Annotated in this window: 12 protein-coding genes; 5 read left to right on the top strand and 7 right to left on the bottom strand. The window is 68.5% G+C overall.

Going from position 1 to position 13,664, the window contains the following annotated elements; translation table 11 throughout:
* Window positions 1-3 precede the first annotated feature (3 nt).
* The 5 genes from folE to dacB all read right to left on the bottom strand — a co-directional run bounded on the left by folE (window position 4) and on the right by dacB (window position 5,766).
* Window positions 4-588: a GTP cyclohydrolase I FolE gene (folE, locus tag CUREI_RS09585; RefSeq protein ID WP_038613028.1), complete on the bottom strand. Its 585-nt coding sequence runs from the start codon at window positions 586-588 to the stop codon at window positions 4-6.
* Complete coding sequence (ftsH, locus tag CUREI_RS09590; RefSeq protein WP_051952328.1) at window positions 581-2,893, bottom strand: ATP-dependent zinc metalloprotease FtsH; 2,313 nt, start codon at window positions 2,891-2,893, stop codon at window positions 581-583. Before ftsH ends, folE begins: the two co-directional genes overlap by 8 nt.
* A gap of 22 nt (window positions 2,894-2,915) precedes the next feature.
* Window positions 2,916-3,515 carry a hypoxanthine phosphoribosyltransferase gene (gene hpt / locus CUREI_RS09595; RefSeq protein WP_038613030.1) on the bottom strand — a complete coding sequence of 200 codons (600 nt, stop codon included), beginning with the start codon at window positions 3,513-3,515 and terminating at the stop codon, window positions 2,916-2,918.
* Between the two features lie 113 nt (window positions 3,516-3,628).
* Window positions 3,629-4,513: a tRNA lysidine(34) synthetase TilS gene (tilS, locus tag CUREI_RS09600; protein ID WP_038613032.1), complete on the bottom strand. Its 885-nt coding sequence runs from the start codon at window positions 4,511-4,513 to the stop codon at window positions 3,629-3,631.
* The gene (gene dacB, locus CUREI_RS09605; RefSeq protein WP_038613034.1) at window positions 4,513-5,766 is read right to left on the bottom strand and encodes a D-alanyl-D-alanine carboxypeptidase/D-alanyl-D-alanine endopeptidase; all 1,254 of its coding nucleotides are present in this window, start codon (window positions 5,764-5,766) and stop codon (window positions 4,513-4,515) included. Before dacB ends, tilS begins: the two co-directional genes overlap by 1 nt.
* Window positions 5,767-5,840: 74 nt before the next feature.
* On the opposite strand from dacB, the gene CUREI_RS09610 reads away from it, so the two are divergent.
* Window positions 5,841-6,374 carry an inorganic diphosphatase gene (locus CUREI_RS09610; RefSeq protein WP_038613036.1) on the top strand — a complete coding sequence of 178 codons (534 nt, stop codon included), beginning with the start codon at window positions 5,841-5,843 and terminating at the stop codon, window positions 6,372-6,374.
* 71 nt (window positions 6,375-6,445) lie between these two features.
* Here CUREI_RS09610 and CUREI_RS11695 read toward each other — a convergent pair whose 3' ends face one another.
* Window positions 6,446-7,018: a hypothetical protein gene (locus CUREI_RS11695; RefSeq protein WP_051952329.1), complete on the bottom strand. Its 573-nt coding sequence runs from the start codon at window positions 7,016-7,018 to the stop codon at window positions 6,446-6,448.
* A 331-nt stretch (window positions 7,019-7,349) separates the two neighbouring features.
* Here CUREI_RS11695 and CUREI_RS09620 point away from each other — a divergent pair, with 331 nt between their 5' ends.
* Window positions 7,350-8,150 carry a GDSL-type esterase/lipase family protein gene (locus tag CUREI_RS09620; RefSeq protein WP_051952330.1) on the top strand — a complete coding sequence of 267 codons (801 nt, stop codon included), beginning with the start codon at window positions 7,350-7,352 and terminating at the stop codon, window positions 8,148-8,150.
* A gap of 2 nt (window positions 8,151-8,152) precedes the next feature.
* Here CUREI_RS09620 and CUREI_RS09625 read toward each other — a convergent pair whose 3' ends face one another.
* Window positions 8,153-8,830, bottom strand: coding sequence for a sortase family protein (locus CUREI_RS09625; RefSeq protein ID WP_144242454.1), 678 nt, complete (start codon window positions 8,828-8,830; stop codon window positions 8,153-8,155).
* Between the two features lie 19 nt (window positions 8,831-8,849).
* Here CUREI_RS09625 and CUREI_RS09630 point away from each other — a divergent pair, with 19 nt between their 5' ends.
* From CUREI_RS09630 to CUREI_RS09640, 3 genes are all read left to right on the top strand, one after another.
* Window positions 8,850-9,146: a rhodanese-like domain-containing protein gene (locus CUREI_RS09630; RefSeq protein ID WP_038613038.1), complete on the top strand. Its 297-nt coding sequence runs from the start codon at window positions 8,850-8,852 to the stop codon at window positions 9,144-9,146.
* Window positions 9,147-9,191: 45 nt separating this feature from the next.
* Window positions 9,192-9,629, top strand: a complete 438-nt coding sequence (locus CUREI_RS09635; protein WP_038614395.1) for a MarR family winged helix-turn-helix transcriptional regulator — start codon at window positions 9,192-9,194, stop codon at window positions 9,627-9,629.
* 204 nt (window positions 9,630-9,833) lie between these two features.
* The gene (locus tag CUREI_RS09640; RefSeq protein ID WP_051952332.1) at window positions 9,834-13,664 is read left to right on the top strand and encodes a Pls/PosA family non-ribosomal peptide synthetase; all 3,831 of its coding nucleotides are present in this window, start codon (window positions 9,834-9,836) and stop codon (window positions 13,662-13,664) included.

The raw sequence follows: 13,664 nt of genomic DNA on the forward strand, positions 1-13,664 counted from the left end.
GCGTTACCCCCTGATCAGGCTGAGCACTTCCGCGCGGGAGGCGGCGTTGTTCTGGAAGCCGCCACGCACCGCCGAGGTGGTCGTGGTCGCGCCCGGCTTACGGATGCCGCGCATGGCCATGCACAGGTGCTCGCACTCGATGACGACGATCACCGCAGACGCATCGAGCTTCTCGACGATGGCGTCCGCGATCTGCGCGGTCAGCCGCTCCTGCACCTGCGGGCGCTTGGCGTACATGTCGGCGAGGCGCGCCAGCTTGGACAGCCCCGTGACTTTGCCGTCCGCACCCGGGATGTAGCCGATGTGGGCCACCCCGTAGAACGGCACCAGGTGGTGCTCGCAGGTGGAATAGATGGGGATGTCGCGCACGAGCACGAGCTCGCGGTGATTCTCGGAGAAGGACTTTTCCAGGTGGATCTTCGGGTCCTCGCGCAGGCCCGCGAAGACCTCCTCGTAGGCGCGCGCGACACGCGCCGGCGTCTCCGCCAGCCCTTCGCGGTCCGGGTCCTCCCCCACCGCGATAAGCAGCTCGCGCACCGCGGCCTCGGCGCGCTCCCGGTCAAAACCGCCAACGTTCTGGCTAGTCATCGTCCCTCCTGTGCCTCGGCTCGCGCTCTTGGCGCGGCAGCTGGGTGGTTTCCGCATCGGGCGTGGTTTCCGGCTCAGGCCCGCGCGGAGCGTGGTCCGGCCGCTCGTTTTCCGGCAGGCGGAAACCGATCTCTTCGGTCTCGCCCGCCGGGTAGTTCTGCGCCCCGGGGTGCTCGTGTTTCGGCGCGCCCTTGTACGTCCAGCCCTCCGGCGGCGTCGGGCCGCCGTACTGCGGGGCGTTGTCCTTGGGCTGCTCCCAGCGGGTGGAACCCTTCTTCGCAGGGGTGCCCTGCTGGGCCTCGCGCTCTTTGCGGCGGCGCTCACGGGTGGCCTTGGACGCCTCCAGGATGGAGAAGCGCTTCGGCGGCTCCTCGCCGCGCTCTTTGGCAATCTCTACCGGCGTCTTCACCGGGTCGCGGTCTGCCTGGCGCCCGAAGCGGACGTCGTGGGCGGGCAGCGCCGGGCGGGTCGGCTCGACGGTGTCGAAGATGGCCTCCAAGTCGCCGCGGCGCAGCGTCTCTTTCTCCAGCAGCTTCGACGCGAGCGTGTCCAGCTCGTCGCGGTAGCGCTCGAGGGTGGCGTAGGCGACCTTGTGGGCTTCGTCGAGAAGCAGTTGCATCTCCTCGTCAATCTTGGCCGCCACCGCCGGCGAGTATTCCAGCGAGCCGCCGGCGCCGCGGCCGGAGAACGGATCGCCCTGCTCCTGGCCGTACTTCACCGCGCCGAGGGCCGAGGTCATGCCGTACTCCGTGACCATCGCGCGGGCGATCTTGGTGGCTTGCTCGATGTCGTTGGAGGCGCCGGTGGTCGGCGCGCCGAAGACCAGCTCCTCCGCCGAGCGCCCGCCCATGGCGAAGACCATGCGGGCGAACAGCTCGTCGCGGGTGTACATGCCCTTGTCGTCCTCGTCCGCGGTCATGGCGAAGCCGCCGGTGCGCCCGCGAGCGAGGATGGTCACCTTGTACACGCGCTCAATGTCCTCGAGCGCCCACGCGGCGAGCGTGTGGCCGCCCTCGTGGTAGGCGGTGACCTTCTTCTCGTGCTCCGAGATGACCTTGCTGGAGCGGCGCGGGCCGCCGATGACGCGGTCGGTCGCCTCCTCGAGCGCGTCGGCGGTGATCACGTTGCCGCCAATGCGTGCGGTGAGCAGCGCGGCCTCGTTGAGCACGTTGGCCAGGTCCGCACCCGACATGCCGGCGGTGCGCTTAGCCAGGGCGTCGAGGGAGACGTCCTCCGCAAGCGGCTTGTCCTTGGCGTGGACCTTGAGAATTTGTGCTCGGCCGGCAAGATCCGGGTTGGTCACCGGGATCTGGCGGTCGAAGCGGCCCGGGCGCAACAGCGCCGGGTCCAGGATGTCCGGGCGGTTGGTCGCCGCGATGAGGATGACGCCCTCGCGGCCGGAGAAGCCGTCCATCTCCACCAGCAGCTGGTTCAGGGTCTGCTCACGCTCGTCGTGGCCGCCGCCCATGCCGGAGCCGCGCTGGCGGCCCACCGCGTCGATCTCGTCGACGAAGATGATGCACGGGCTGTTCTCGCGCGCCTGCTTGAACAGGTCGCGCACACGCGAGGCGCCGACGCCGACGAACATTTCCACGAAGTCCGAGCCGGAGATGGTGTAGAACGGCACGCCTGCCTCGCCCGCCACGGCGCGGGCAAGCAGGGTCTTACCGGTGCCGGGCGGGCCGTACAGCAGCACGCCGCGCGGGATCTTCGCGCCCAGCTTCTCGTACACGGTCGGGTCGGTGAGGAAGTCCACCACCTCGTGCAGCTCGTCCACGGCCTCGTCCGCGCCAGCCACGTCCGCGAACGTGTTGGTCGGGTTGTCCTTGGTCAGCTGCTTGGCCTTGGAGCCGCCGATGCCGAATGGCCCGCCGCCGCCGGCTTGCAGGCGGTACATGAAGAAGAAGATCAGGCCGAAGACCAGGACCATCGGCAGCACGAAGCCCAGCATGGACATCAGGAAGGACTCCTGCGTCACATTCGTCTGGTACTTGTCCGCGCCCGAATCCCGCACAGCCGCGAAGATGTCTGGGGTGGTGCGCGCGGGGTACTGGGCGGAGATGGCCTCCACGCCCTCGCGCTCGTCCACGGTGATCGGCTCGCGCAGGTCGATGCGCACGCGCTGCTCGCGGTCGTCGATCTGTACTTCTTCCGCGTTTTGGTTCTGCAGCTGCTCAATCGCCACAGAGGTGTCCACGCGCTGGTAGGCGCGGGAATCGTCCCCGATCAACGTAAGCAGGTAGAGGACGATGAGCGCGATGGCGCCGATGACGCCCCACCGCAAGACCTTTGTATTTTTGCTCATAAACCCTTGTTCTAGTTAGCGTCTAGTCCGCCTCGGAGTACACGCGCGGGTGCAGCGTGCCCACGTACGGCAGGTCCCGGTAACGCTCCGCGTAGTCCAGGCCGTAGCCGATGACAAACTCGTTTGGAATGTCGAAGCCGATGTCCAGCAGGTCGATCTGCGCGGTCTGCACGTCCGGCTTGCGCAGAAGAGTAACGACTTCGAGGCTCTTCGGGTTCCGGTTGCGCAGGTTGCGCAGCAGCCAGGACAGGGTCAGGCCCGAGTCGATGATGTCCTCCACCACGAGCACGTCGCGGCCCGCGATCTCCTTGTCCAAGTCCTTGAGAATGCGCACCACGCCGGAGCTGGTGGTGGAGTTGCCGTAGGAGGACACGGCCATGAACTCCATCTCCGCCGGGATCGACAACTTGCGGGCGAAATCGGTGAGGAAGAACACCGCGCCCTTGAGCACGCACACCAAGATGAGGTCGTTGTCAGCGTCGCGGTACTTCTCCGAGACCATGTCCGCCAGCTCCTGGATGCGGTTTTGCAGCTCATCCTCCGAGATGAGGATGGCTTCCACGTCATCTCCGTAGCGGTGAGGCGGGACGTTGAAGTCCTTGGTGTCGTGCAACTCGGTCATGGGCTGGCCCTTCCCTCTCGCGGTCTCTCCGCGCCTATTGGCGTTCACGTGCGCGTAACTTCCTCATCTTGCCACCTGCCCGCGAGAAGGTACAACCACCTGCGGGGTTTGCGCTAACGCAGCGCGAGCTGTGCCCCCTCACGCACCACCACGCGCCCGCCTGCAACGGCGACGGGTCCCTGCCCATGCCAATCCACGACCAAGGCCTCCACCGCGTCGAGCTGGTCGCCCTGCACCGGCACGCCCTCGCCCACAAGCCATGCCGCTAATCGACGCCTCCGGACCGGCCCCGCATCCCGCGCGAGCTCCTCGCAGGAGGTGGTCGGCGAGAGATCTGCAAGCGACGCAATCAGCGCGTGATCCGCCGCGATCCGGCCGGCGGTGGCGGCCAAGGCGGGCACGGCGTCGCCGCCGAGCAGCTTGCTGAGCAGGGGCACCACCTGCGTGCGCACCGCCACGCGCCGGAAGGCGGGGTCGGCGTTCATCGGGTCGTGCCAGGGTGTTAGCCCCAGCTCCTCGCACGCGCCCACGGTGTCGGCGCGGCGGACCCCCAAGAACGGCCGGATGACACGCCCGGCGCGCGGCGCCATGCCGGACGGGTTGCCGCGCAGCGCGCCGAGGATGAGCGTCTCCGCCTGGTCGTCGGCGGTGTGGGCGACCCAAAGGTCGTGCCCGTACGCGAGCAGCGCCTCGTACCTGGCGCTGCGCGCTGCGGCCTCCACGTTGCCCTCCCCGACCTCGACGCGGACCACCTCCGCCGCCAATCCGAACCCCCGTGCCGCACCCGCCGCCCGCTCGGCTACGCCCGCCGAGCCGTCCTGCAGCCCGTGGTCCACAACCACGCACGTCACGTCCTTGCCTTCCGCGGCGGCAGCGGCGGCCAACGCGAGGGAGTCGGGCCCACCGGACAGGCCGATCACCGCCGGGCCGTCGAAGGGCCGGACGGCGCGCCGGCAAGCGAGGAAGTGGGGCGAGCGGCGCGGCCAGAACGGTTGCATCAGAACTGCCGCAGGGCGGAGGTGAACTCGTCCATCGCCCGGCGCGCGTCGAGCACGTCGGCGTCGTTGCAGATCAGCGCGAACGTGTAGATGTTCCCGTTCACGCTGGTCACCGTGCCGGCGAGCGACGCCGTGCCGTCCAGCGTGCCGGTCTTCGCCCGCACCCAGCCGCGCCCGGGCAGGTCACCGTAGCGGTCCTCGAGCGTGCCGTCGCCGGCCGCCACCGGCAGGGTGGAGAAGATCGGTCGCAGCTCGGGTTTGGTGGCGGCGTCGGCGAGGATGGCGTCGAGAAGCTTGGGCGCGATGCGGTCCTCGGTGGACAGGCCCGAGTTGTCCCGCAGGACCACGCCGGCGGTGTTGAAGCCGCGCTCCTCCAGCACCGACAGCGTTGCGCCCGGCGCGTCCGTCGTCCCGCGGGCGAGCGCCACCTCGCGGCCGATGGCCTCGGCGTAGACGTTGTCGGAGTGCTTCATCATCAGCTCCAGGCGCTCCACCAGGGTCGGCGACTCCACCGCGGCGACAACCTCCCCCTCCGCGGGGCCGACGCCGACGGTCTGCGCGCCCACGCGGTCCGCCAGCGCCTGCGCGACGTCCAGCGCCGGGGTGTGCGAGCGCGGCACGTCGCCGGTGGTCTCCCCGTCCAGGCGGCCGCCGGAAAGCATCGCGGGCTGCATGGGCGCGACGTAGCCGCCGTCGATGTCCAGCGGGTTCCAGCCGGGCAGCATCTCCGCCATGCCGTCCCAGACAGAGGTGTCGATGTAGACGGCGTCCGCGTGCCCGATCTGCTCCGCGAGCGCGTCCATCGCCTCGGCGTCCAGCCACACGTCGCCGGCCGCCTTGATGGTCACGGCCGCCGGGTCCGCGCCCCGCACGACCTCGGTGGTGATGCGGTCCTGCGCGCCCAGGCTCAGCAGCGCCGCCGATGCGGTGAGCACCTTCGTCACACTTGCGGGCCGCAGCGCCTCCTCCGAGGCCCGGTCGAACACCGTTGCACCGCTGCCTATCGACGTCACGTGGCCGTGGAACACGCCCAGATCAGGATTCTCGGCGAGGGTGGCCAGGGTGGTGGTGAGCGAAGCGTCGTCGAGAGGCGAAGGCGTCACCGGCACCATCGCCTCCGGCGCGGACTGCAGCTGGTACGGCGGGGTGTGCGTGATCTGGGAAAGCTCCTCGTGCGCCGCGATGCCGAAGCCCGCCACCGCGCCGACCGCGGCGAGCGTGAGGCCGCCCGCAACCCATGTCCATACCTTCATCGGCCAAAATGCTAGCCCACGTATGATGTGTGGCGGACATTCACCGAACTCAGGCACTGAACAAAGGAGAAGCAATGGCTATCGAGGTCATCATCGAGATCCCCAAGGGCTCCCGCAACAAGTACGAGGTCGACCACGAGACCGGCAAGGTCTTCCTGGACCGCTACCTGTTCACCCCGATGGCGTACCCGGCGGACTACGGCTTCATCGACAACACCCTCGCCGACGACGGCGACCCGCTGGACGCCCTGGTCATTTGCCCGGAACCCGTCTTCCCCGGCGTGACCGTGATCGCGCGCCCGATCGGCGTGTTCAAGATGACCGACGAGGCCGGCGACGACGACAAGCTGCTCTGCGTCATCGACGACGTGCGTTACGAGAACTACCAGGACATCTCCGACGTCTCCGACTTCCTGAAAGACGAGATCGAGCACTTCTTCGTGCACTACAAGGACCTCGAGCCCAACAAGGAAGTCACCGGCTCTGGCTGGGGCGACAAGGCTGAGGCCGAGTCGATCCTGCAGGCCGCGCTCGACGAGTTCAAGCGCGTGGGCGACAACTCCCGCGAGAACCTCGAGGCCGAGAAGGAAGCCAAGACCGAGAACTAAGCTTTCGCCTATCGACGGCTAACGCCGGGCACGCCTATTGGCGGGCCCGGCGTTTTCGCGTTCCCGCGCGGTTAGATCAGGCGACGGCGCGCGAAAGCGAAGAAGGCGGCGCCGAGCGCGGACGCCAGCAACAGCGCGAACACTGCACGGACGAGGGTGTTGGAGCCGGTCTCTGCCTCGAGGCCGCGGGTGGTCGCAGCGTATTGGGTCTCGGCCGGGGTTTCTGCAGGCGCTTCGGCCGGGGTTTCGGCTTCAGCGTCTCCCGCCGCACGCGCAGCCTCGAGCCCCTGGCGGCCGATCTCGCCGGCGTTCACGCTGATCAGGGCCTCGGATGCGGCGACCTCCTCCGGAGTGACATCGGCGTCGACGCGGGCGACGTCAGTGACGAAGGTGTGGCCGTCCTTGTTCAGGTAGTAGGTGGTGCCGTCCAGCGTCAGCACAGGCGGGAACTCGACCAGACCGCTTGCCACCGGCGCATCTCCGGTCGGTTCGACGTCTTCGACGCCGAGCGCGTCTTCCGCGACAGGATCAACGGCCGGGGTCTGCGCCGCCTCGTGGGCCGGCAGGTCTTGCGCGGTGGCGTTCACTGCAGGAAGGGCAAGGACGGTGGCGGCTACGGCCGCGGCTCGAAGTGTGCGGTTCATGGTTGTCTCCTTTGAGGCGTGGGGCGGGAAGTCTCAACGCGTGGTTGAGAGTTTACCCCCACTTCTCACAATTGTCACAAAAATCACAGAAGTTTCCGCCCTTCAAGACAAAACACCAAAACCATTTTCCATCACGTCCCTACCTGCCATTTCCTCAAATTTTTCAGGAGGGACCCGAAAACGTTACGGCGCAGACTCGTACGATCCCCTTCCGCGTTTTGTCGACCAACACGATCGGTGGCTGGGCTCGAGCTGAGAAAACACTAAGATTCCATGGCGCGAATCATCACCCGCGAACTAGCGTCATTCATCGCAGAAAAGGAACCCAACGATGGCCAGGCACAAAAAACTCGCTGCAGTAGCCGCCGCTGCCGCAGCCTTGCTTACAGCAAACACCGTGGCCCACGCCGCGGTGCCGGGAAACACCGTGCTCACCGGCGATAGCATTGTGGCTAACCCCACCGTCGTCGATTATGCGCGAAACAAGGCCAACCTAATGGCAAACACCGGGGTTGGGTGCGTCACCGACGGTTCCATCGCCTACGAAATCACCAGGGCCTCCGGCGCGCATGTCGACCAATATCAGTGCGCTGGGGCGTCTTTCAGCACTGGCGGCTACCACATCGACGACTCTCTTCGCACGGCGGCACAGCGCGGCGACCTGAACCCGCAGACCAAGAACGTGGTCATCGTCGCCGGCGCGAACGACACCTACCCGTACATGGCCGACATTCAGGGGTCAGAGTGGGCGCTGCGAAACGGCTTGCGTAGCGCTATCAACGTCGCCCGCTTCCATGCGCCTGGCGCGAAGATCACCGTTGTCGGCTACCCCCGCGTCACAGTGAACAACAACACATGCCTGACCTCGTCGATTATCCCCCTACCGATTAGCCAGGTGCCCGCAACGGAGAACCGCCTGCAGAACACCCTGCGCGAGGTCGCCCAGGCCAACGGCGCCACGTTCCTCGACGCCTGGCCCATCTCCACCGGCCACAGCACGTGCTCCCCCGACCGCTGGTGGGTGAACTTGGTGGACCCGGTTCCGCCCGCCCCGGGCAACCTGCCGCTACACCTCAACGCCAACGGCACGCACGCCTACGGCCAGCTCATCGGGCGCAACATCGCCCGCTAGCCTCACCGCGGCTGGAACGCCGCGTCCACCTGGGCTCCGGTGACCGTTCCGGCGAGCTGCCACCCCACCACCGCGTTGCGCACGCTGCCCGCCAGCGGGTTCGCCGGCTGGATGCACGAGATGGTGAGCAGCCGCCCCGGCATCGGCCCAGTACCCCAGATCTCGGGGGTGTCCGCGAGCGCACCCTTGTCCGGCTCGTGCAGATCCGTGGCGGTGTACTTCAACCAGTCGTCGCCGGAGGCCTCGGTGCGCATGAACAGCGAGTCGCCCGGGGCGACGTTGTGGTGCTGCGCTTTGCCGTCGTAAAGCTGGTTGAACACCGCGCTCACGCCGGCGCCGGTGTGGCCCGCGACCACCACGATGTCTCCCGCGTCGGTGCCCGGCAGCGCGTACGGGTACTGCGGCCCCGTCAGCGCGCACGCTTTGTCCAGGGTCTTCGGGTTGATCGCCCCGTCCTCCACGCGGCAGTCGCCGGCCTCGAACTGCGCGCGCAGCCCCAGCACCGGCACGACCATCTCTGTCGGCCTACTTTGCGCAATTGAGGCGGCTGCCTGACGACGCGGCTCCGCAGGTTGCGCGGGTTGGTCCGAAGGGGCGTCGTGAAGCAGAGCCCTCGCGCCCGCGACAATGACCAGCAGCAGGATCAGCAGAGCTGCGGCGCGGCGGAGGTGATACTTCACGGCGGTTATCATACGAACCATGAAAGAAGTTTCTGTCACCGAAGTCCCCGCAGGCGCGCAGCTCATCGACGTCCGCGAGCCCGACGAATACGCCGCCGTGCGTGCAGAGGGCGCCGTGAACATACCCCTGTCCGAGTTCGTTGCCCGCGCAGACGAAATCGACCCCGAGCAGGACATCTACCTGATCTGCAAGTCCGGCGGACGCAGCGCCCAGGCGGCCCAGTACCTGGAGCAGGCGCGCGGGTGGGACGGCGTGCACAACGTCACCGGCGGCACCACCGCCTGGGTGGAACAAGGCTTGCCCCACCAAAGTTAGGAAGCGCCAATTGTTGGGCGTTGGCAGGTAGTTAAGATGGAAGGCATGTCGACGCTCCCCGAACTGCCGTCCACCCTGGCCAAGTCCCCCCACTTCCAGGTAGAACGCGTGCGCAGGCACACCAAAGACGAGGTGGAGCGCGCCCTGGCCACCCACGACTCCACCATGCGCGAGTACTGGATCCTCGCCTGTGTGGACGGCCAACCAATGAGCCAGCGCCAGCTTTCCGAGCTCCTAGGCATCGACGCCTCCGACATGGTCCGGCTCATCGACTCGCTGGAGACCAGCAACTGGGTCACCCGCGAGCGCGACCCGAAAGACCGCCGCCGTCAGATCGTCGCCGCCACGAAGAAGGGGACGAAGGCGCTGGCGCGGCTGGCTGCCGACGTAGCCGAGGCGGAGGACCGCGCACTCGAGGCATCCTCCTCCAAGCAGCTGAAGAGCCTGCGCAAGCTGTCCCAGGCGCTCGAGGCGGAGGAGTAGCGGCTCGGGTCGGTGTGTTCCGCCCCTGTCCCCGCCCCGTTCCCACGGATCCAGCTGGTAAGAGCCAGCTATTCCGCCTCTAGAGCCGATTAGCTGGGCCCTTGTAGCTGGATCCGCGGAAGAAGGGACACAAGGTGGGCCGGCGCAAATAGTGGGCCTTTCCCACAATTTGCGGTTTTTCGGCACATCATTAGCCTTATCCGCATGTCTCAGCCCGGAGAAGACACCGCGAATCCGCTCCTGCGCAGCCACTTGGCCCCGCCGGAGCGGACGCTTATCGACGTCCTCACGGCTACCGCCGCCCAGTACCCCGATGCCGCCGCCATCGACGACGGCAACCGCGGCAGCGCCAACCCCGACGATGACGGCGTGCTCACCTACGCGGAGCTTGTGGAGGAGATCGAGCACCGCGCGGCTGAGATGCGCGCCAAGGGCGTGCGTGATGGGGGCCGGGTGGGTGTCAGGATGACGTCGGGAAGCAGGGAGCTCTATCTGGCCATCTTGTCCACGATGCGCGCGGGCTGCGCGTACGTGCCGGTGGACGCGGACGACCCGGACGAGCGCGCGGAGACGGTCTTCGGCGAGGCGGACGTGGACGCGATCTGGACCGACGAGGGGCTGCGGGTGCTCAAACCCGCGGAGCCCACCCCGCTGGGCGAGGTCACCCCGAACCACGACTGCTGGATCATCTTCACCTCCGGCTCCACGGGCAAGCCGAAGGGCGTGGCCGTCACGCACCGCTCTGCAGCCGCGTTCGTGGACGCGGAGGCGCGCCTGTTTTGCCAGGACAACCCGCTGGGACCGGACGACCGCGTGCTGGCCGGCCTGTCCGTGGCCTTCGACGCCTCCTGCGAGGAAATGTGGCTGGCCTGGGGCCACGGCGCCTGCCTGGTGCCTGCCCCGCGCGCGCTGGTGCGTTCCGGGCAGGACTTGGGTCCGTGGCTGATCCGCCGTGACATCACGGTGGTGTCCACCGTGCCCACCTTGGCTGGGCTGTGGCCGAAGGAGGCGCTGGATAATATCCGCTTGCTCATCGTGGGCGGCGAGGCCTGCTCCCAGGAGTTGACCGACCGCCTAGCCAAGGGCCGCGAGATGTGGAACACCTACGGCCCCACCGAGGCGACCGTGGTGGCCAGCGCAAAGCGGCTGTACCCGGGTGAGCCGGTGACCATCGGTTGGCCGCTGGACGGCTGGGACCTCGCCGTTGCAAGCAACGGCGAGGGAGAACAAGGAGAGCTGATCATCGGCGGCGTGGGCCTGGCCCGCTACCTGGACCCGGCCAAGGACGCGGAGAAGTACGCGCCCATGGGCGAGTGGGAGCGCGCCTACCGCACCGGCGACCACGTGAAGCTCACGGACAACGGCCTGGCGTTCATCGGCCGCGCCGACGACCAAGTGAAGATCGGCGGGCGCCGCATCGAGCTGGGCGAGGTGGAGGCCAACGTGGCCGCCCTCGACGGCGTGTACAACTCGGCCGTGGCCGTGCAAACGCTGCCCTCCGGCGACAAGGTGCTGGTGGGCTACGTCTCCCCCAACGAGGGCACCGACCTTGACGTGCAGCAGATGCGCGAGCGGCTGGCGGAGGTCATGCCGGCGGCGCTCGTGCCGCGCCTGCACGTGATGGAGGAGCTGCCCGTGCGTACCTCCGGCAAGGTGGACAAAAAGGCGCTGCCGTGGCCGCTGCCCGCGAGTGTGGACGCGGTGGGCCTCACCGAGACAGAGGCGTGGGTGGCGCAGCAGTGGGTAGAGGTGCTGGGCTTGGACGTGCCGGGCCGGGACGCGGACTTCTTCGAGCTCGGCGGCTCCTCGCTGGCCGCGGCCGCGCTGGTGACGCGCCTGCGCGATCGCGTTCCCACCTTCGCCGTGCGCGATCTCTACGACCACCCCAGGTTGGAAACGCTTGCCTCGCTTATCGACGAGCTAACGCTCGCCAGCCGCACCTCCCTACGCGAGCGCGCGGTGAAACCCGTCGGCGCGGGCACGCGCGTGGCGCAGACGGTGGCGCTGCTCCCGGTGATGACGCTCAAGGCTGCCACGGCGGTGACATGGGTGGCCGTCGCGGCAAACCTGCTGGGGCTGACTGAGCTTTCCTGGGCGTGGCTCGCCGCCGCGTTTGTGGCCCTGTGCACCCCGCTTGGGCGCATCCCCGTCGGCGCGCTGGGCGCGCGTGTGATCCGCGGCCGGGTCACGCCCGGCGTATACCCACGCGGCGGGGTGCGGCACGTGCGCCTGTGGGCCGCCGAGCGCTGGCTGCATGCGTCCGGCGCGCTGAGCATCTCCAGCGCGAACGCCGCGAAGGTCACCGGCCGGATGCTTGGCGCGAGCATCGGCAAGGGCGTAGACATGCACACCTTTGCCCCGGTCACGGGCTTGCTCACCGTGGGCGAGGGCGCGGCCATCGAGCCGGAGGTGGACCTGTCCGGCGTGTGGCTCGACGGTGACGAGCTGCACGTGGGCGAGGTGGCAATCGGCGCGGAGGCCCGCGTCGGCGCGCGCTCCACGCTCATGCCGGGCACTGAGATCCGGCAGGGCGCGCACGTGGAGCCGGGTTCCACCGTCACCGGAGACAAGCCGGTGAAGAAGGGGTCGCGCTGGGCGGGTTCTCCCGCGCGGAAGGTAGGCCGCTCCAAGCACCGATTCCCGGACGAGCGACCGCCGCGCCGTCCGCTGTGGGCGCTGGGTTACGGCCTGACGTCGCTGCTGTTGGCGCTACTGCCGGCTGCTGCGGCCGTTGCCGGCGCCGCCGCGACGCTAGGGCTGGCGCGCCTGGCGGATACCTCGTCGGTGTGGGGGCTGCTGGTGTTCGCGCCGGTGGGTGGGCTTGTCTATTTCGGTTGCGGTTTGGGGTTGACGTGGGTGGCCGTGAGGGTGGCGTCGATAGGCATACAGCCCGGCGTGTTCCCCGTGCGCAGCGTGCATGGCTGGGCGCTGTGGACGGTGACCAGGCTGATGGACGACGCCCGCACCCGCTACTTCCCCATCTACGCGGGCTTGGCCACGCCGGTGTGGCTGCGCTCTTTGGGCGCGACAATCGGCGAGCGCGCCGAGGTGTCCACCGCGGTGCTGGTGCCGAAACTGACGGAGGTGCGCAGCGGCGCATTCTTGGCGGACGACACCATGGTGGGCACGTACGAACTCGGCGACGGCTGGATCCGCACCGAGCGCACCGTGGTGGGCAAGCGCTCCTTCGTGGGCAACTCCGGCATGGTCGCGCCCGGCCGCAAGCTGGCCAAGCAGTCGCTGGTCGCGGTGCTCTCCGCCAGCCCGAAGAAGTCTAAGGCGGGCTCGAACTGGTGGGGTTCGCCGCCGGAGCGCATGCGCCGCGTGGAGGTGGCGGCAGCCGGCGAGGCGACGTACGCGCCGTCGCGCGCGCTCATGCGCAAGCGCGGCCTGGTGGAGACGCTGCGCCTGCTCGCGCCGATGGCGCAGGCGGTGCTTGTGGCCGTGTTCGCGGCGGCCACAGTCACACTGCTGGAGCGCTTCGGTGTCTGGACGTACCTGCTCGGCGGGCTGGTGTGGATGGCCGTGGGCGCGCTGGCGGTTGGCAGCGCGGTGGTGGCGAAGTGGGTGCTGGTTGGCCGCCAGCAGGCGGGCGAGCACCCGCTGTACTCCTGGTACGTGTGGCTTAACGAGCTGCAGGACCAGTTTGTGGAGGTCGTGGCCGCCCCCTGGTTCTTCCACTACGCCGCCGGCTCCGGGGAGATGAACCTGGCGCTGCGCGCGCTGGGTGTGCGCGTGGGCCGCGGCGCGTGGATCGAGTCCTACTGGTTCCCGGAGACCGACCTGTGCCAGGTGGGCCGCGGCGCGTCAGTGGGCCCCGGCACGGTGGTGCAGACGCACCTGTTCCAGGACCGCGTGATGTCCTTGGACACGGTGGCGATCCAGGATTCCGCGACGCTGGCGGCGCACTCGGTGTCCCTGCCGGGTTCCGTCATCGGGCAAGGCGCCACCGTGGGCCCGGGCTCGCTGGTCATGCGCGGCGACGAGGTACCCGCGATGACAGTGTGGCAGGGCAACCCGGTGGAGCCGAAGTAG

The organism is Corynebacterium ureicelerivorans (genome assembly GCF_000747315.1).
Taxonomy (GTDB): Bacteria; Actinomycetota; Actinomycetes; order Mycobacteriales; family Mycobacteriaceae; genus Corynebacterium; species Corynebacterium mucifaciens.